Genomic DNA, 17,491 nt, shown 5'->3' with positions numbered 1-17,491 from the left:
TGTGCGCCACCTGTGTGGGCCGCGCGGCCCTACCGGCGCGCGGGCAGCCGAACCGTGAACCGGGTCTTCCCCGGCTCGCTGGCCACCCCGACGGTCCCGCCGTGCGCCTCGACCACGGCCGACACGATCGACAACCCCAGACCGGTGCTCCCGGCCGCCCGCGAGCGCGACCCGTCGCCGCGGGCGAACCGCTCGAAGACGTCCGGCAGCAGCGTCGCGGGGATGCCGGGCCCGTCATCGGTCACGGTCAGCTCCACCCCGCGACCGGGCGACGCCGACAGCCCGGTGGTCACGGTCGTCCCCGGCGGCGTGTGCGTGCGGGCGTTGGACAGCAGGTTCGCCAGCACCTGGTGCAGCCGGTCACCGTCACCCCGGACCGTCACGGGCTCGGCGGGCAGCTCCAACTGCCAGTTGTGCCCGTTCCCGGCGATCCGGGCGTCACCGACGGCGTCGAGCACCAACCGGGTCAGGTCCACCTCGGCGTCGTCCAGCGGTCGACCGGCGTCCAGTCGGGCCAGCAGCAGGAGGTCCTGCACCAGCACCGTCATCCGATCGGCCTCGGACTCCACCCGGCTCATCGCGTGCGCGATCTCCGCGGGCACCTCGGCCTTGCTGCGCCTGGTCAGCTCCGCGTACCCCCGGATCGCGGCCAACGGCGTCCGCAACTCGTGCGAGGCGTCCGCCACGAACTGCCGAACCCTGGTCTCGGTGGCGTGCCGAGCCGTCAACGCGGCCCCGATGTGCCCCAGCATCCGGTTCAGCGCGAGGCCGACCTGCCCCACCTCGGTCCGCGGGTTGGCGTCCTGCTCGGGCACCCGAACGGCGAGCGCCACCTCACCCTCGTGCAGCGGCAGCTCAGACACCCTGGTGGCGATCCCCGCCACCCGCTGCAACGGCGTCAACGTCCGCCGCACGATGAAAGCCCCGGCCAGCCCGGCGATGAGCAGCCCCGCCAGCGCCACCCCGCCCAGCACGAACCCCAGTTGCAGTACCGTCGCGTTCACCGACGCCAGCGGCAACCCCGTCACCAGCAGGTCCCGCGACGGCGTCGTGGTGACGACCAACCGGTACTCGCCGAGCCCCTCCAAGGTCACCGACTGCGGAGCGGCGCCGGGTTCGAGGGCGATGAGCTGCGGGCGCGCCGCGTCGGGCAGGACCTCCTGGTCACCCCGGTCGGGGGTCAACCTCAACGCCTGGGTGATCGTCTTGTCGTGGATCAGCGCCGTGAGCGTCCCCGGTGCCTGACCGGGCCCCAGCAGCGGGTTGCGGTCCTTGATCACCGTGCTGGGGAACCTCGGGAGCCCGCCGGGCGGTGACTGGTCCCCGCGGAACTCCGACGCCCGGTCCGAGGCGAACTTCAACTGCTCGTCCAGCTTCCCGATCTGGAAGTCCCGCAGCGCCACCATCGTCACCACGCCGATGATCAGGCAGACCGCCGTCAGCAGCGCCATCTGCTCCGCGATGATCCGCGTCCGCAGCGACCAGGACCTAGGGTGCCGGCTTGAGGACATAGCCCGCGCCCCGCATCGTGTGGATCATCGGCTCGTGGCCGACGTCGATCTTCTTGCGCAGGTAGGAGATGTACAGCTCGACGATGTTCGCCTGACCACCGAAGTCGTAGCTCCACACCCGGTCCAGGATCTGGGCCTTGCTCAGCACCCGCTTCGGGTTGCGCATCAGGTACCGCAGCAGCTCGAACTCGGTCGCCGTCAGCTCGACGGACCGGCCGCCGCGGTGCACCTCGCGCGTGTCCTCGTCCAACCGCAGGTCGCCGACCACCAGCTCCGCGCCCGCCGTCGCCTCGGTCACGCCCGTGCGGCGCATCAGCGCGCGCAGCCGCAGCACGACCTCCTCCAGGCTGAACGGCTTCGTCACGTAGTCGTCGCCGCCCGCCGTGAGCCCGGCGATGCGGTCCTCCACGGCGTCCTTCGCGGTCAGGAACAGCACCGGCAGGTTCGGCTGCTCGGCGCGCAGCCGCCGCAGCACCTCCAGCCCGTCGAAGTCGGGCAGCATGACGTCCAGCACGACGGCGTCCGGCCGGAACTCCCGCGCGGTGCGCACGGCCGAGGCGCCGTCCAGCGCGGTGCGGACCTCCCACGTCTCCATCCGCAGCGCCATCGACATCAACTCGGCCAAGGTGGACTCGTCGTCCACCACGAGCACCCGCACCGCCTGACCGTCCGGACGGCGGAGTTCGGCGTGCTTCTTGCTGGTCGTCACTGCGCGCATGTCCTCATCGTGGGTCGCCGCCTTGGGCCGCTGCTGTGCGAATCCTGTGTACCACCTGTGACCGGGAGCGGCAGGCCCACAGCGGTCGCCCATCCGACGCACAGCGCACGCACAGGCTGAGGAGTGACCGTGGTCTCCACAGCGGGCGAACGCCCGGTGGAGGACCGCAGGAGGAAAGACGATGAGCACCGACCAGAACGCGCCGGCGGAGCAGCCGGGTTCGGCCGTGCCACCGCAGGCCGTGCCGCCCCAGGAACCCGCCTGGGGCGCCGAGCAACCGCAGGGCTCCAAGGTCTCGTGGTCCGGCCGCAAGACCATCGCCGCCGTCGCCATCGCCGTGGGCATCGCCGCCGCGGGCGGCACGGCCATCTACGCGGCCAACGGCGCCGTCGGCGCGACCGAGATGGGCCCCGGCGGCCGAGGCGGACCCGGCGGCTACGGCCGCATGGGCGGACCCGGCATGGGCGGCCTGAGCGGTGGCCCCGGCTTCGGCACGGCCCTGCACGGCGAGTTCCAGGTGGGCACCGTGACCGAGGTGTCCAGCACGTCCATCGGGGTCAAGAGCACCGACGGCTACACGAAGACCTACACGATCGACAGCAACACCGTGGTCGGCGGCGGGGGAGGCCCGAACCAGCAGACCAAGGGCGACCTCAGCAGCATCGCGAACGGCGACACGGTCACCGTCATCGGCGAGACCACCGACGGCAAGACCACCGCCAAGTCGATCGTCGAGCGCGTGCTCGTCCGCAACGGCCAGCAGCTCGACGGGCAGCCGCAGGGCGTGCCGCCACGCCGTGAGGACCAGGGCAGTGGTCAACCGCCGACCTCTTGACCGGAGCGCCTCCGCCGCGGCGCCCGAACTCGGCAGGCTGATAGCCGTGCTCCTGGAGGCCAGGACGCCGCTGTGGCGTTCACTGGCCGCGAGCGTGACCGTCGACCGACCGGTGGTCGTGTGCGTCGCGGTGAGCACCGTGCAGATCGCCGTGCTCACCGCGACGCCCGACCTCGTCGTCGACGGCCTGCTGACGGTGGCGCACGCCGTCGGCGCCCACCGCGTGTACCTGCGCACCCCGCCCGGCATCGGCTCGGTCGCCGTCCGCCGGGCCCTGTCCCGCCGCGGCGACCCGGTGCGGGTCGTCGTCGAGCAGCACGAACGGCCCGGTGACGTCGTCCACGAGGCCGCGGAGTTCGTCCGGCTCGCTCAGCTCGTCAACTGAGCGGACCTCGGAGTGGAAGCGGTCCAGCTCGCCAGCACGGCGAGCTTGTCCGCCGTCCCCGAGCCCGCCACCGGGATGTAGGTCAGCAGGTGCTGGCCGACGTCACCGGGCAGCGCGAACATCTGCCACTCGACCTCCAGCTCGCCCACCAGGTCGTGGTTCATCACCTTGCGGCCGAAGACCTTGTCCTTCACGTCGTGCCGCGCCCAGAGCCGCCGGAACACCTCGTTCTTGATCGACAGCTCGCCGACCAGCGCCGCCAGCCCGGCGTCGTCCGGCCACCGGCCGGCCTCCAGCCGCAGGTAGGCGACGGTTTCGGCGGCCACCCGGTCCCACTCCGGGTAGAACAGGTGCGCGGTGGGGTTCAGGAACGTCTGCCGGGCCATGTTCCGCTCGGCCGCGGGGTGCGCGGAGAACCCGCACACCGCGTCCGCCAGCCGGTTGTAGGCGAGCACGTCCAGGTGCTTGCCCAGCACCGCGGCGGGCACGGTGTCCATCAGGTCCAGCAGTCGCTGGACGGTCGGCGGCACCCGGTTCGGACCGGCGTCCCCGTCGGCGGGCCGCACCAGGTTCCCCAGGTGCGTGCGCTCGACGGCCGACAGGCGCAGCGCGCGGCCGACGGCGTCCAGCACCGAGTCGGACACACCGGCCGTGCGCCCCTGCTCCAAGCGCACGTAGTACTCGACGCTCACGCCGGCGAGGCTCGCGACCTCGTCGCGCCGCAGCCCCGGCACGCGGCGGCGGAGTCCGGCGGGCAGGCCTACGTCGGTCGGTTTGATGCGGGCGCGGCGGGAGCGGAGGAACTCCCCGAGTTCGCGACTCATGTGGACAGTCTGCACCTTCGACCCGGTCGATGGGTGGTTCTCCGGTTACCACCCTTGAGCGGGCCTCCCTCGGGGCCGTCCGCGCTGCCAGTTTCGGTCCCATGACCAACTACGACACCCTCACCGACCGCACCGCCGTCGTCACCGGGGCCTCCAGCGGCATCGGCGAGGCGACCGCCCGAGCCCTGGCCGCGAGCGGCGCGAAGGTCGCCCTGTTCGCCCGGCGCGCCGACAAGCTCTCCGACGTCGCCGCCAAGATCGTCGCCGACGGTGGGCGCGCGCTCGCCGTTGAGGTCGACGTGACCTCCGAGGAGTCCGTCGCCGCTGGTGGAGCCGCTGTGCGCGAGGCGTTCGGCCGGGTCGACCTGGTGGTGAACAACGCCGGCGTGATGCTCGCGGCGCCGATGGCCGACGTCCGCGTCGACCACTGGGCCCGGATGATCGACCTCAACGTCACCGGCGCGCTGCGCGTGATCGGCGAGTTCACCCCGGACCTGCTGGGCGCCGCGGCCGACGGCGGTACCGCGGACCTGGTGGACATCTCGTCCGTCGCCGCGCACCAGTTGTTCCCGGACTACGCGGTCTACTGCGCCACCAAGGCCGCCATTACGCACCTGTCCGCGAACCTGCGGGCCGAGTTCGGGCCCGCGGACGTGCGGGTGACCAACATCGAGCCCGGCGTCGTCCGGTCCGAACTGCGTACCCACCTGGACGACGTCCAAGCCGAGGGACTGGCGTCGTGGATCGACACCGTGGGCCTGCTGTCGTCCGAGGAACTGGCCGACGTGGTCGCCTACGCGGCGAGCCGCGCGCGGCACGTGAACCTGCGGCAGATCGTCGTCATGCCCACCCGGCAGGTCTAGAAGCGGCCGCCGAACAGCAGTTCCGCGACCTCGGTGTCGGTGTCGCGGCCCTCCTGGTAGCCACCCTGGCGGTGCAGGTCGTTCATCACCGCCAGGGTGAACCGCTCGTCGGGGCCGACGAAGCCGACGCTGTTCATCACCCAGCCCGAGTCCTCTTCGGACCAGCCGTCCTTGTTGCCGGGCCGCGCGGCGGGACCGGCACCCCAGACGCCCCACTGCTGCTCGGGACCGACCGCGCGCATCTCCCGCACCAGCAGGGCGCGGTCCTCGGCGGGCACGGCGGTCAGCACGTGGCTCATCAGCCGGTCGAGGTCCTCGGTGGTGCACTTCTGGAAGCCCCAGTACGGGAACGTGGAGGAGTAGCCCTCCTGCGGCGCCAGCGACGTGAGGCCGTAGGAGGCGAACGAGTCGTTGAACGCCCGGTGGTCGTCGCCGGAGTAGAGCCGCCACAGCTCGTCCGCGGCGGCGTCGTCCGAGCTGTGCAGCATGGCCTTGACGAGCGCCTGGTCGTCGTCGGTCAGCGCGATGTCGCCCTCGCGGTCGCGGCGGAACAGGTCCACGACCATCGCCAGCTTGATCGTGGACGCGGTCCACACCAGGTCGGCGGAGTGGTCGTTGTGCCACACCGCGCCGGTCTGCCGGTCGCGCACCACGATGCCGACCGTGCCCGGCCGGGTCTTCACGTACTCCTCGACCTTCGCGAACCGGTCCTGGAAGTCGCAGTCGAACCCGGTGTCGGGGCAGTCCGCCCCGGCCTTGGCGGCCGAGACGCCGGTCGCGGCCTCGGGTCGGGCGGAGCCGCACGCCGAGAGCGCGAGCACGGCCGCGAGCAGGACCGGCAGGGAGCGTCGGGGCATGGGCGGCAGGCTAGCCGCACCCGGCCCGTCCGCCGAGGTCCTGGCGGGGCAACGTCCCAGTCGTCCCATTCGTCACTGCGAGCGACGGCTCGAGTGCCCGCGAATCACCCGGTTCAGCGACCGGGTGGAGGCCGGTTTTTGTCGGTGCTCCCCGCTCTACTGGACCCATGCGAATTCGAAACCCCAGGTCGAACGTAGGTACTGCGGTCAACGGTCAAGACGTACGGTGCCCCGATGACCGAGAATCCAGTTCGGCGTCGCGCCGTGCTCGCGGGCACCGCCGCGGGCGTCCTCGCCGCCGCGGGCTTCCGCCCGGCCGCCGCCCAAGCGGAGACGCGTGGCGTGGACAGGGCGTTCACCCTGACCGTCATGGGCACCACCGACCTGCACGGCAACGTGTTCAACTGGGACTACTTCGCGAACAAGGAGTTCGACGACTCCGGCCACAACGACATCGGCCTGGCGAAGGTGTCTTCGCTGGTGACGGCGGTCCGCCAGGAGCGCGGCGAGCACCGCACGCTGCTGCTGGACGCGGGCGACACGATCCAGGGCACCCCGCTGGCGTACTACTACGCCAAGGTCGAGCCGATCACCCGCCGCCGCGTGCACCCGATGGCCGCCGCGATGAACGCGATCGGCTACGACGCCGCGGCGCTGGGCAACCACGAGTTCAACTACGGCATCCCGCTGCTGCGGACGTTCGAGCGGCAGTTGCGGTTCCCGCTGCTCGGCGCGAACGCGATCGACTCGCGCACCGGGCAGCCCGCGTTCAAGCCGTACGTGGTGAAGACGGTGTGGCGCACCGGCACGGCCCCGCTGCGGGTGGGCATCCTCGGGCTGACCAACCCTGGCATCGCGATCTGGGACAAGGCGAACGTCGAGGGGAAGATGACGTTCCCCGGCCTGGTGGAGCAGGCGGCGGTGTGGGTGCCGAGGATGCGCCGCGCCGGTGTCGACCTGGTGATCGTGTCGGCTCACTCGGGCGCGGACACGTCCTCGTCGTACGGCGACGCCCTGCCGTACCCGGAGAACGCGGCGACCCTGGTGGCCGAGCAGGTGCCGGGCATCGACGCGATCCTCGTCGGGCACGCCCACGTCGAGATCCCGCAGCGCCTGGTGGCGAACAAGAGCACCGGCAAGCAGGTCCTCATCACCGAGCCGCTGTTCTGGGGCAAGCGCCTGAGCCTGATGGACTTCGACCTGTCCTGGGCCCCCCGCGGCGGCTGGACGCTGAAGGCGTCCCGCTCGCAGGTGCTGAACTCCAACACCGTCCCCGAGGACCCGAAGATCGTCCGCCTGCTGACCGAGGACCACGCCAAGGTCGTCACCTACGTGAACTCGAAGGTGGGCACGAACAAGCAGGCGATGTCCGCCGCCACCGCGCGGTACGAGGACGTCGCGGCGCTCGACTTCATCAACTACGTCCAGGCCGTCGAGGTCAAGAAGGCACTGCCCGCCAACACCCTGCCGATTTTGGCGCTGGCGGCCCCGTTCAACCGCGCCGCGGCCATCCCGGCGGGCGACGTCTCGGTGCGCGACGTGGCGGGCCTGTACATCTTCGACAACACCCTGCTGGCGGTCCGCCTGACCGGCGCCCAGCTCAAGGACTACCTGGAGTTCTGCGCCAGGTACTTCAAGCAGGTCACCTCAGCGGGCCCGTTCCCGGCCGACTCGATCACCAACGCCCCGACCTCGACGGCCCCGAACGGCACCCCCGACTACAACTACGACATCGCCGCGGGCCTGGACGCCCCGCTCACCTACGACATCGACATCACCAAGCCCGTGGGCAACCGCATCACCACCCTCGCCTACGCGGGCACGGCAATCACCCCGACCCAGGAATTCGCCGTGGCCGTCAACAACTACCGCCAGTCGGGCGGCGGCGGCTTCCCCCACATCTCCACCGCACCCGTGCTGCTCAACCAGCAGCAGGAAATCCGCCAACTCATGATCGACTGGGTGAAGGAAACAGGCGAAATCGACCCAGCAGTCTTCGCCAAGGTCGACTGGCGCCTAACCGCCAACGGCACCCCAGTGACCATCCAGCCATAACCCCCAACCACACCACCACGTCACCAACGCGGCCCGGCGTCCGACTTTGGAGGTGCCAGGTGCCCACCTGACCCCACCCGGCCGGCGCCGGGCTGACGTTGGACCGGCGAGGTTGGCGTTGGTTCGACGCCGGGTTGGCGATGGTCCGGCACGGGGCCGTTGCCGGGCGGTAGCAGGGTCCCGGCAACCGGCACAGCACCGCGGCGGTCATGGTGGCGGTCGGCTTCGGCCTCGCTGTGGCGGACCCGGTGTCCGGCCACGATGAGTCCTGCACCCGCGCGGATTGGGATCAGCGCTCTCGGCGACTCGGGTTCCTTTGGCGACTCTGGCTGTCCTGAGGACCCAGGCGACCCCGGTTGTCCTGGTGCTTCCGGCTGTTCCGACAGCCTGACCGCTAAAAGACTTCGGCCGCTCTATCCGTCCTGCCCCGACCCCGATCGCGTCCCGGCGACCCCGCCCCGACCCCGGCCGCTCCATCCTTCCCGCCCCGACCCCGGTCGCGTCCCAGCCACCCCACCGCCCAAGCGTGCCCCCACAAGGAGGTCCTACGACACCGGAGTTCCCCCTGCGCGGTCGTGTTCCGCAGGTGCCCCGTGTGCGTCTTGGCGCAGGGCGTGTTCGGTCTTCGCCACGAGCAGTCCCCACCCGTACGCGGAGCGCGTGACCGCTCCCCATTCCCGCATGACCGGCTGAACGATCGGAGCCAGCCCTTGGATGGCGTTCAAGCAGCGCGTGAGCTGTTTCTCGTCCGTGCAGAGCGACACGGCCTTCTGCAAGACCACCTCGATCTCCGTCGACAGGTCGGAGCCGCCCAGGCCGATGATCTTGTCCATCACGGCCACCGGGTCGACCGGGCCGGATGGGTGGGGGATGCGGTTCAGCGTGTGGAACTTCTGCATGAGGTAGCCGCGTTGCCAGGCGACCTTCAGCAGGAACGCGAGTGACTCCTGGAACAGGGGCGGGCCGGACAGGTCGTGTTCCAGGATGAAGCGCGTGCTGGACGTGTCCGCCATGACCTCGATGATCGGGAAGAGCCCGTCGGGGATGAACCGCAGCACGGCTTCCAGGTCGCCGATGTGTTCCAGGCAGGCGTCCAGGTCGGTCACGAACGTGAGGATTTGGTCCAGCGCCGGGGAAGGCGTCACCGGCACGTCGCCCTCGACCACGTTCGCCTGGAACAGCACCGCGAACAGGGTGCCGTCGAACCGGTTGTCGCGTGTGCCGGACGCGTGCGGTGGGTTCGGCGTTCTCGCTGGGTTCAACGCGGCCTCCAGACCAGGTGGACGACTCCCGACCGTGCGCCGATGGTGACACCGGATCCGCTTCGCTACTCCGAATTTTCGCGGATCTTCGCTCATCCGGGCGAGCGGGAATTCCGTCCTCCGCAGGAATGCGGACCGGGGTCGGTGGAGGGCGTCCGCAAGCCCTTTCCCCTCCAGGGCAGTGCGCGCCCGAAGCGGACGAGTTCGCCGTACAGCGCCGGGTCGACCGGATCCGCCAGCACGAAGTCGAGCACGCGCCGGGCGGCTTCGGCGCTGGTGAGGGCGTGGCTGAAGTCGTCGAACCAGGGGCGGGACGTGGGGGTGTCGACCAGGCCGGGGCAGACCGCGGCGATCAGGGTGCCGTTGGTCAGGTCGCGGGCACGGCGTTCGGTCGCGACGGCGCGCACGGCGGCGACCTGCGCGACCTTCGACGGCAGGTTGACCCACTCCGGCCAGCCCTGCCGGGCGGCGGTGCCGTCGTGGACGGCGGCCCGCCACGACTCGACGGCCGCCTCCACCTCGTCCAGCGACACCTCGTCGAACAGGTGGTGCAGCGGGGCGGGCAGGTGGTCGAGCGTGCCGAGCGAACTGGCCACGATGACCAGCCGCCCACCGGGGCGCAGGACCGGGCCGAAGGAGCGCAGCACGGCGTGCGCGCCGCCGTTGGCGACGGCGATGAACTCGTCGGTCTGCTCCGCGTGCCGGTCCGGCGTGATCCGGGTGACCGCGTTGGACACGACCACGTCGATACCGTCGGTGAACTCCGCGGCGAGCTTCGCCACGGCCTCGGAGTCGGTCACGTCCAGCACTCGGCCCTCGACCCGGCCGCGCGTGGCGGGGTTGCGGGCGGCTCGTGCCGCGGCGTCCGCGACCCGGTCCGGATCTCGACCGGTGAGCAGGACCAGGTCGGCGGGTTCCCAGCGGGCGGCGAGTTCTTCGACGAGCGCGAACCCGATGTTCTGGTTCGCGCCGGTCACCAGTGCGGTTCTCATGGGATCCACGCTAGGAGCGGCGAACCCATGCGTCCAACGAGAGTTGGTCATGTCTGGTATGCGTGGACGTCATGGACTTCACCGACGTCTCGCTGGTCGCGCTGCGGGTGTTCCAGGAGGTCGCCGAGCGGGGCACGCTCACGTCGGCCGCCGCCTCGCTCGGCTACACGCAGTCGGCCGTGTCCCGCCAGATCGCGTCGCTCGAACGCGCGGCGGGTGGGCCACTGCTGGAGCGCCGCCGTGACGGCGTCCGGCTGACCGCCGCCGGGCACGTCCTGCTGCGGCGGGCGGCGGTCGTGCTGGAGCAGATCGACGCGGCGGGCCGGGAACTCGCGGGCCTGCCCGCCGACGCGGGGGCCGTGCGGCTCGGCTGGTTCGCCAGCGCGGGCGGGGCGCTGGTGCCCGCGGCCGTCGCCGCGCTGCGCCGCACCCACCCCGGCATCACCGTGACCAGCCGCGAGGGCAGCACCCCCGTGCTGGTCCGCGCGCTGCGGGCGGGCACGCTCGACCTGGTCGTGGTCGCGTCCGCGCCGCCGTTCCGCCCGCCGGACACCGGCTCGCCACCACTGGAACTGCGCACCCTGTCCGAACGGGGCCTGCTCCTCGCCGTCCCCGCGACCCACCCGCTGGCCGCGGAGGACTCCGTCGACGTCGCCGACCTGCGCGGCCAGCGGTGGATCGCGGGCCACTCCGGCGACGACAAGCTGATGGGCGTGTGGCCGGGCCTGGACGAGCGGCAGGAGATCGCCCACACCGCCCGCGACTGGCTGGCCAAGCTGCACCTGGTGGCGGCCGGGTGCGGCCTGACCACACTGCCACCGTCCCTGCTGCCCGTGGTCCCGCCCGGCGTGCGAGTCGTGACGGTGCGCGGCGGTCCGAGCGAACAGCGCCGCATCCTGCTGGCCTGGCTACCGGGAAAACTGACAAAACCCGCGACCCTGCTCGCCAACGCCCTGTCAGCCGTCGGCCCGGCCTGACGAAATCCGCTCGCCGACGCGCGGGTGGCCGGGCTGGATATGCGGGTGCGCTCGCCGATGCCCCACCAGCCCTGTCTGACTGGGCCTGCGGACTTGCTCGCCGACGCGGTGGTGGGCCGTCAGCTCGGTCCAGCGGGACCCACGAACCCGCCGACCGCCGTCAGACCCGCCTGAGCGCGATCACGATGTCCGCCACCGTCGCCGTCTGTCTATTCGGGCCGATCGCTTCCCGTTGCGGCGCACCGAGTCGCTCGACCCGCCACGCCGTCCGGTCCAGGCCGATCTCGGCCAGCGACTCCTCCGGCGTCGGGAACTCGGCGTCCTGGTTCCACGACCACGGGGCGACGGAGCCGTGCTCCACGACCAGCAGGAGACCGCCCGGCGTCACGGCGTTCGCCGCCTTGCGCAGGACCTCGGCGCGCGGGAAGTCCAGCGGTGACTGGAGGTACTGCGCGGACACCAGGTCGAACGTGCCCTCGGGGAAGGTTCGTGCCAGGTCGTGGTGTTGCAGGTCGACCTCGACGCCCGCGTCCACCGCGTGTGCCGCGGCACGTGCCAGCGCGGTGGGGGAGACGTCGGCGGCGGTGACCCGCCAGCCCCGAGCGGCCAGCCAGACGGCGTCGGCGCCCTCGGCGCAGCCGAGGTCCAGCGCCGTCCCCGGCGGCAGCGACGCGACCACGTCGACCAGCACCGCGTTGGCGCGCCCCAACCACACCCCCGCGCGGGCCCGGTAGTGGGCGTCCCAGAACTCCTCGCTCATCGCGCCGCCCGCAGCGCGGCCACGGCGGCGGCCGTCTCCTCCGCGATCAGGTCGGCGTTCACGCCCGCCCCGGCCATGACGCCCGCGGCGGCGGAGGTGACGACCTGCGCGCGCGGGTCGGTCACGTTGCCCGCGACCCACACGCCGGGGACCTCCGTCGCGCCACCGGCGTCCGCCGTGACGTGGCTGCCCAAGACCTGACCGGCCATCTCCCAGTCGGTCGCCTTCACCCCCAGCGCTGCCAGCACGTCCGCGCGGGCGGCTACGTGCGGCATGACGACGACGGCCTCGCGCGCCACGACCTCACCCGACGCCAGCCGCACGCCGGTGAGCCGGTCGTCCTCGACCTCCACCGCCACGACCTCGCCCTCCACCACGGTGATCCCGCGCGCGGCCAACTGCTCGGCCTGCTCGTCGGACAGGGCGGGCGCGGTGTGCCGGAACACCACGACGTCGTCGCTGAGCTGCCGGAACAGCAGGGCGCTGTGCGTCGCCATCGGCCCGGTCGCGAGGATGCCGATGGGCCGGTCCCGCACCTCCCAGCCGTGGCAGTACGGGCAGTGGATCACGTCGCGGCCCCAGCGCTCGGCCAGACCCGCCACGTCGGGCAGTTCGTCCACCAGGCCGGTCGCGACCAGCACGCGCCGCGACCGCAGCGTTCCGCCGTCCGCCAGGTCGACGACGAACCCGCCGTCGCCGTTCGACACGCCCGTCACCACGCCGTCCACGATCCGCGCGCCGTACTTCTCCGCCTCGGCCCGCCCGATCGCCACGAGTTCGCCGGGACTGATGCCGTCCCGCGTGAGGAACCCGTGCACGCCTTCGGCGGGCGCGTTGCGGGGCGAGCCCGCGTCCACCACGACCACCTCGCGCCGCGCGCGCCCCAACACCACGGCGGCGCTCAGGCCCGCCGCCCCACCACCGATCACCACTACGTCGACCACGTTCTCGCTCATGGTCCCGACTGTCCCCGGAGCGGAGAAATATCGCAAAGTAACTTGCCACTATGGCAACATCGGGGGATGGACGACGAACTGGACGCCGTGCTGAGCGCGGTCGGCCCCCGGCTGCGCTCCCTGCGCAAGCGGCGCGAGACCACCCTGACGGACCTCTCCGAGTCGACCGGCATCTCGGTCTCCACCCTGTCCCGCCTGGAGTCCGGCCAGCGCAAGCCGACCCTGGAACTCCTGCTGCCGCTGGCCAAGGCCTACGGGGTCCAGATCGACGAGCTGGTGGGCGCCCCGCCGACGGGCGACCCGCGGATCCACCTGCGCCCGGTGAAGATGGGGCGCATGACCATGGTCCCGCTGACCCGCAGGGCGGGCGGCGTGCAGGCCTACAAGCTCCTCATCCCGTCGCACGGGTCGGCGGAGCCGGACCAGAAGACCCACGAGGGCTACGAGTGGATCTACGTTCTCAGCGGCAGGCTGCGCCTCGTCCTCGGCGACCAGGACCTGGTGCTGACCCCCGGCGAGGCCGCGGAGTTCGACACCCGCGTCCCGCACTGGTTCGGCAGCGCGGACCCCACGCCGGTCGAGGTCCTCAGCCTCTTCGGCAGGCAGGGCGAACGCGCGCACCTGCGGGCGAAGTCGACGGCGGGCCAGGACGGGCGGCGCACAGGCCGTTCCACCCCGCCACCTGATGTTGATCATCAACCTGGCTGATTCCTGTCACCTTGACGAGTGAATTCACGGCCATATCCCGCGTTTTCGGTGCTCGCGGTTCGCAATCGGACGTCGGCATCGGGTACTAACGCCCGGTGTTGAATCCCCGACCCCAACGGCTCTGGCTGCTCGGCGCCGTCCTCGTGCCCGCGCTACTGGCGGCGACCGGCGTGGTGGTCCAGGGCGACCGCATCGAGCAGGACCTGGCCGACCGGGTCGCGCACGCCATCGACGAATCCGGCCACGCCGAGAACGGCGTCACGGTCAACGGCCGCGGCGTCACGGTCACCGGCGTCGTGCCCCGCGAAGCGACCACCGTCCAGAAGCTGGTGGCCTCCGTCCCCGGCGTCACGGCGGTGACGCTCCGCGACGCCGAACCGGGCGAGTTGTCGGTCTTCGTGCGCGCCGACGAGGTCGTGCTCGCGGGCACGACCGCCGACGCCGAGGAGCAGCGGGCGCTGGTGGACGCGGTGCGCGCCCGCGCCGTCGGCTACCGGATCACCGACGTGATGGCGCCCAGGACCGGGACCCGGTCGCCGATCTCGGCGGCGGAGGCCGCGGCGATCGTCGCCGCGGTGGTGGAGAACGGCGTGCACGACTTCAGCGGCGTCGTCCGGGGCGGTGCGCTGACCGCGCGCGCGACGGTCGTGGACCAGGAGAAGGCCACGGCGTTCGGGCGGTTGCTCCAAGCGGCGGCGGGGGAGTTGCGCGTGGAGCCCACGATCGTCGTCGGGTCGTCGAACCACGACCGCGAACTCGACCTGGTCGCGCTCGGCGACTCGATCAACCGCCTCGTCGGCGGCAACGGCGGCATCCGGTTCCAACCGGGGACGACCGCGTGGCAGGGCCACGGGCCCGTGCTGATCGACCGCGTGGCGCGGATGCTGCTGGTCGCTCCGCGCGCGACGGTGACGGTGCGCGGCCACGCGTCGGCGGACTCGCCGGACGCCCGCGAACTCGCCGAGACCCGTGCGCGGCTGGTCCGCGACGTGGTGCTGGCGCAGGGCGTGCGGCCCGCCATGGTGGAGACCGCCATCAGCGTCGACAACGCGCCCGAGCTGACCGACACCTCCCGTCAGGTAGACATCCTCGTTCGCTAGGAGTTCGCTGTGCTCTGGTTGTTCACCCAGATTTTCGTGCTGTGCGCGGGGGCCTTCCTCGCCGGGTCGCTGCTCGTGTGGCTGCCCATGCGCGCCGTCAACCGCAGGCTGCGCGCCGACCTGATCACCGCGCGGCGGCCGGTCGTCGCCCTGCCGTCCCAGTCGGTCGTCGTGGTCCCGGAGCCGCGCGCCGAGGTCTTCGAGTCCGATGAGGACGGTGAGAGGTCCGAAGTGGACCTCCCCGTGAAGGGCAACTCGAAATCGCGGATCTTCCACACGGAGACCTCGCCGTACTACCGGCGGATGAAGGGCGACGTGCGGTTCCGCTCGGTCGAGGACGCGGAGCGCGCGGGTTACACCGCCTGGTCGCCGCGCTCGCGTTCCCAGCTCGCCGGGTCGGCCCAGTAGTTCGGGTCCGACCACTGCGGGTTCCACTCCCAGTGGCTCTCGTCCGAGGCCTTCTCCCGCGTGGCGAGCAGCGCCAGCGCGTTGACCGCGGCCCAGCCGAGCGCGACCGCGACGACCTTGGTGCGGGTCGCCTTGTCCGGCGCGGCCAGGCCGAGCGCCGCGTCACCGAGGTCCATCGCCACGCGCGCCAGCAGCGCGAGCCGGAGCGGGGTCCCGGCGGGCGCCAGCGCGACCGCCAGCCCGGACACGAGGTCGCGCGCGCCGACGGCACGGCTCAACGCGTGGGTGGCCTGGGTGTCGCCGAGTCCCGTCGGAGTCGTCAGAACCTCGGGCCTGGCGACGACGGCGGCGCTGTAGGCGGCGGTCGCCGCCCCGAGCACTCGGGGGATCCAGCTCATGTCCACCACTCCTAGTTCGGCGTCGGAACCCAGGCTGGCCCGGTCCGGCGGTCCCGACAACCCCTGATCGTCCCGGCCGGACTAGGGGTGGTGGATGATGGACCCATGCGCCACGACTTGGCCGCCGCACGGGAGAAAACGCTCCCGGACGTGCTCGCCCCCGGTCTGGACGTCGTGTTCTGCGGCATCAACCCCGGCCTGTACTCGGCGGCCACCGGCCACCACTTCGCCAGGCCCGGCAACCGCTTCTGGCCCGCGCTGCACCTCGGTGGCTTCACGCCGACCCGACTGGCCCCGGCCGAGCAGGACCAGCTCCTGCTGCACGGCCTGGGCCTCACGAACCTGGTCCCGCGCGCCACGGCCCGCGCGGACGAGCTGACCGACGCCGAACTGCGGGCAGGTGCGGTGCGGTTGACCGGGATCGCCGAGGAGTACCGGCCGAAGGTGATCGCGGTCGTCGGCGTCACCGCGTACCGCACGGCGTTCGACCGCAAGAAGGCGGCGATCGGCGAGCAGGCTGACCTGATCGCCGACAGCGGGCTGTGGGTCCTGCCGAACCCGAGCGGGCTCAACGCGCACTACCAACTCCCCGCTCTCGGGGACGCGTTCGCGGAACTCCGCTCGGCCATCGACCGGTAGGGCGTGCGGTCAGGCGCGCTTGTGGTTCAACGAGATCAGCCTGCGCAGCTCGCTCTCGCCGAGACCTCCCCACACGCCGTAGGTCTCCTCGACGGTCAGGGCGTGCTCCCGGCACTCGCGCCGCACCGGGCAGCGGTCGCAGATCTGCTTGGCCCTCGTCTCCCGGCGTTCACGGGCTGAGCCGCGCTCGTTCGGCGTGTGGAAGAAGAAGGAGCTGTCGACGCCGCGGCAGAGACCCCGCAACTGCCAGTCCCAGGACTCGGCGACCGGCGTTGGCAGTCGGGACAATTCGGGCATGTGACCACATCCTCGCTCGGCTGGTGGTCACCACAGTAAATTCGATTCAAAATCGTTTCAAGCTGACCGACCGGAACGGGTGAGGACTTCTTCGACACACCCCCGCAGGGTTTGAACCCGGCGCACGCCGCTGGGCAGCGCGATCCGACCCCAGCCGGGGCCTCCGAGCAGCAGGGTCGTGCTGGTGGCGGCGATCGTCGCCAACGGCGCGAGGCGCGCGTACGCGTGGTCGTGCGCCCACAGCACCACGCACCGCGGCGCGAGGACGTCCAGCGCGGCCAGCAGCGCCGGTGACGGAACGCGCGCGCCCAGGTTCCGCGACGCGCACCCGCGTTCGGCCAGCGCGGCGGCGAGCGCCTCCAACGGCAGGGTGTGCTGCTCGTCCGGCGCGGCGGCCAGCAGCGCGGGCAACCGGCCGCCCTCCAAGGGGTCGCCGACCCGGCGCAGCACCGTCAGGAGGGCGTTGCTGGCGACGTGCTCGACCCCGATGCCACCACCCTCCTCGACGGCGCGCTCACCGAGTTCGACGAGGAACGGCACCAGCACGGACTCCCACGCGTCGATGACGCCCAGCGCGCTGACCAGCTCGGTCGTGAGCCTGCCCAGCCTCGGCGAGTCGAGCTGCGTCGCGGCGCGGATGAAGTCGTGCACGTCGGGAACGGGCCCCGCCCCACCGCGGGCCATGGTCGCCGCGGCGGCGGGCGACACGCCCTGCCCGGTCAGCTCCAGCATCCGCCGCAGCGTCGCCACGTCACCGTCGTCGTAACGCCGGTGCTTGCCCTCTTCGCGGGTGCGCGGGCCCAATCCGTAACGCCGGTCCCAGGTCCGCAGCGTCGTGGGCGAGATGCCGAGCGTGCGCGCCACCGCCCCCGCGCTCCAGCGGGCGCCGTCGCTCACGATGATCACCGCCGGTAGCTGGGCATTACCTCTTCCGGAGGCGAATCAT

The 17,491-nt window shown here is 71.9% G+C and carries 20 protein-coding genes; 9 read left to right on the top strand and 11 right to left on the bottom strand.

The annotated features are described in order from the left end of the window. Positions 1–29: 29 nt before the first annotated feature. Both NZH93_RS31080 and NZH93_RS31075 read right to left on the bottom strand, forming a co-directional pair. On the bottom strand, positions 30–1,511 hold the full coding sequence (locus NZH93_RS31080; protein ID WP_259626810.1) for a sensor histidine kinase: 1,482 nt from the start codon (positions 1,509–1,511) through the stop codon (positions 30–32). Then, positions 1,489–2,229, bottom strand: coding sequence for a response regulator transcription factor (locus NZH93_RS31075; protein WP_259626809.1), 741 nt, complete (start codon positions 2,227–2,229; stop codon positions 1,489–1,491). The genes NZH93_RS31080 and NZH93_RS31075 overlap by 23 nt, the downstream gene beginning before the upstream one ends. A 181-nt stretch (positions 2,230–2,410) precedes the next feature. Here NZH93_RS31075 and NZH93_RS50110 point away from each other — a divergent pair, with 181 nt between their 5' ends. Beyond that, positions 2,411–3,064 carry a hypothetical protein gene (locus NZH93_RS50110; RefSeq protein ID WP_276024395.1) on the top strand — a complete coding sequence of 218 codons (654 nt, stop codon included), beginning with the start codon at positions 2,411–2,413 and terminating at the stop codon, positions 3,062–3,064. Continuing rightward, positions 3,042–3,449, top strand: coding sequence for a hypothetical protein (locus tag NZH93_RS31065; RefSeq protein ID WP_259626808.1), 408 nt, complete (start codon positions 3,042–3,044; stop codon positions 3,447–3,449). The genes NZH93_RS50110 and NZH93_RS31065 overlap by 23 nt, the downstream gene beginning before the upstream one ends. On the opposite strand, the gene NZH93_RS31060 is transcribed toward NZH93_RS31065, so the two are convergent. Further along, on the bottom strand, positions 3,434–4,273 hold the full coding sequence (locus NZH93_RS31060; RefSeq protein ID WP_259626807.1) for a helix-turn-helix transcriptional regulator: 840 nt from the start codon (positions 4,271–4,273) through the stop codon (positions 3,434–3,436). The two genes, NZH93_RS31065 and NZH93_RS31060, sit on opposite strands and share 16 nt — an antisense overlap. A gap of 101 nt (positions 4,274–4,374) precedes the next feature. Here NZH93_RS31060 and NZH93_RS31055 point away from each other — a divergent pair, with 101 nt between their 5' ends. Continuing rightward, positions 4,375–5,136: an SDR family oxidoreductase gene (locus NZH93_RS31055; RefSeq protein ID WP_259626806.1), complete on the top strand. Its 762-nt coding sequence runs from the start codon at positions 4,375–4,377 to the stop codon at positions 5,134–5,136. Here the strand turns inward: NZH93_RS31055 and NZH93_RS31050 are convergent. Continuing rightward, a complete protein-coding gene (locus tag NZH93_RS31050) occupies positions 5,133–5,993 on the bottom strand; it encodes a serine hydrolase (protein WP_259626805.1) in 861 nt (286 codons plus the stop codon). The genes NZH93_RS31055 and NZH93_RS31050 overlap by 4 nt on opposite strands. A gap of 234 nt (positions 5,994–6,227) precedes the next feature. On the opposite strand from NZH93_RS31050, the gene NZH93_RS31045 reads away from it, so the two are divergent. Then, positions 6,228–8,048, top strand: coding sequence for a bifunctional metallophosphatase/5'-nucleotidase (locus NZH93_RS31045; protein ID WP_259626804.1), 1,821 nt, complete (start codon positions 6,228–6,230; stop codon positions 8,046–8,048). Between the two features lie 545 nt (positions 8,049–8,593). Here the strand turns inward: NZH93_RS31045 and NZH93_RS31040 are convergent. Together NZH93_RS31040 and NZH93_RS31035 are read right to left on the bottom strand one after the other, a co-directional pair. After that, a complete protein-coding gene (locus tag NZH93_RS31040; RefSeq protein WP_259626803.1) occupies positions 8,594–9,310 on the bottom strand; it encodes a hypothetical protein in 717 nt (238 codons plus the stop codon). A 92-nt stretch (positions 9,311–9,402) separates the two neighbouring features. Continuing rightward, a complete protein-coding gene (locus NZH93_RS31035; protein ID WP_259626802.1) occupies positions 9,403–10,302 on the bottom strand; it encodes an SDR family NAD(P)-dependent oxidoreductase in 900 nt (299 codons plus the stop codon). Positions 10,303–10,373: 71 nt separating this feature from the next. Between NZH93_RS31035 and NZH93_RS31030 the strand changes: the two genes are divergently transcribed. Further along, on the top strand, positions 10,374–11,279 hold the full coding sequence (locus tag NZH93_RS31030) for a LysR family transcriptional regulator (protein WP_259626801.1): 906 nt from the start codon (positions 10,374–10,376) through the stop codon (positions 11,277–11,279). Between the two features lie 160 nt (positions 11,280–11,439). On the opposite strand, the gene NZH93_RS31025 is transcribed toward NZH93_RS31030, so the two are convergent. Both NZH93_RS31025 and NZH93_RS31020 read right to left on the bottom strand, forming a co-directional pair. After that, a complete protein-coding gene (locus tag NZH93_RS31025) occupies positions 11,440–12,039 on the bottom strand; it encodes a class I SAM-dependent methyltransferase (RefSeq protein ID WP_259626800.1) in 600 nt (199 codons plus the stop codon). After that, complete coding sequence (locus tag NZH93_RS31020; protein WP_259626799.1) at positions 12,036–12,995, bottom strand: NAD(P)/FAD-dependent oxidoreductase; 960 nt, start codon at positions 12,993–12,995, stop codon at positions 12,036–12,038. Before NZH93_RS31020 ends, NZH93_RS31025 begins: the two co-directional genes overlap by 4 nt. A 66-nt stretch (positions 12,996–13,061) precedes the next feature. Here NZH93_RS31020 and NZH93_RS31015 point away from each other — a divergent pair, with 66 nt between their 5' ends. The 3 genes from NZH93_RS31015 (at position 13,062) to NZH93_RS31005 (ending at position 15,211) form a co-directional block, all read left to right on the top strand. Then, positions 13,062–13,703, top strand: coding sequence for a helix-turn-helix domain-containing protein (locus tag NZH93_RS31015; RefSeq protein WP_259626798.1), 642 nt, complete (start codon positions 13,062–13,064; stop codon positions 13,701–13,703). A gap of 95 nt (positions 13,704–13,798) precedes the next feature. Continuing rightward, a complete protein-coding gene (locus NZH93_RS31010; RefSeq protein ID WP_259626797.1) occupies positions 13,799–14,803 on the top strand; it encodes an OmpA family protein in 1,005 nt (334 codons plus the stop codon). Positions 14,804–14,812: 9 nt separating this feature from the next. Continuing rightward, positions 14,813–15,211 (top strand): sunset domain-containing protein, encoded by a 399-nt coding sequence (locus tag NZH93_RS31005; RefSeq protein WP_259626796.1) that lies wholly within the window; start codon positions 14,813–14,815, stop codon positions 15,209–15,211. On the opposite strand, the gene NZH93_RS31000 is transcribed toward NZH93_RS31005, so the two are convergent. After that, the gene (locus NZH93_RS31000; RefSeq protein WP_259626795.1) at positions 15,157–15,609 is read right to left on the bottom strand and encodes a hypothetical protein; all 453 of its coding nucleotides are present in this window, start codon (positions 15,607–15,609) and stop codon (positions 15,157–15,159) included. The two genes, NZH93_RS31005 and NZH93_RS31000, sit on opposite strands and share 55 nt — an antisense overlap. 105 nt (positions 15,610–15,714) lie before the next feature. Here NZH93_RS31000 and mug point away from each other — a divergent pair, with 105 nt between their 5' ends. After that, entirely contained in the window at positions 15,715–16,248 is a 534-nt protein-coding gene (gene mug / locus NZH93_RS30995) for a G/U mismatch-specific DNA glycosylase (protein ID WP_259626794.1), read from the top strand. Positions 16,249–16,257: 9 nt separating this feature from the next. Here mug and NZH93_RS30990 read toward each other — a convergent pair whose 3' ends face one another. Further along, on the bottom strand, positions 16,258–16,545 hold the full coding sequence (locus NZH93_RS30990; RefSeq protein WP_259626793.1) for a WhiB family transcriptional regulator: 288 nt from the start codon (positions 16,543–16,545) through the stop codon (positions 16,258–16,260). 57 nt (positions 16,546–16,602) lie between these two features. Further along, positions 16,603–17,442, bottom strand: a complete 840-nt coding sequence (locus NZH93_RS30985; protein ID WP_259626792.1) for a MerR family transcriptional regulator — start codon at positions 17,440–17,442, stop codon at positions 16,603–16,605. Positions 17,443–17,491: the final 49 nt, after the last annotated feature.

The organism is Umezawaea endophytica (genome assembly GCF_025061645.1).
GTDB lineage: Bacteria > Actinomycetota > Actinomycetes > Mycobacteriales > Pseudonocardiaceae > Umezawaea > Umezawaea endophytica.
Note: the sequence above shows the minus strand (reverse complement) of the source record. Positions and strands in the feature narration are given on the sequence as shown.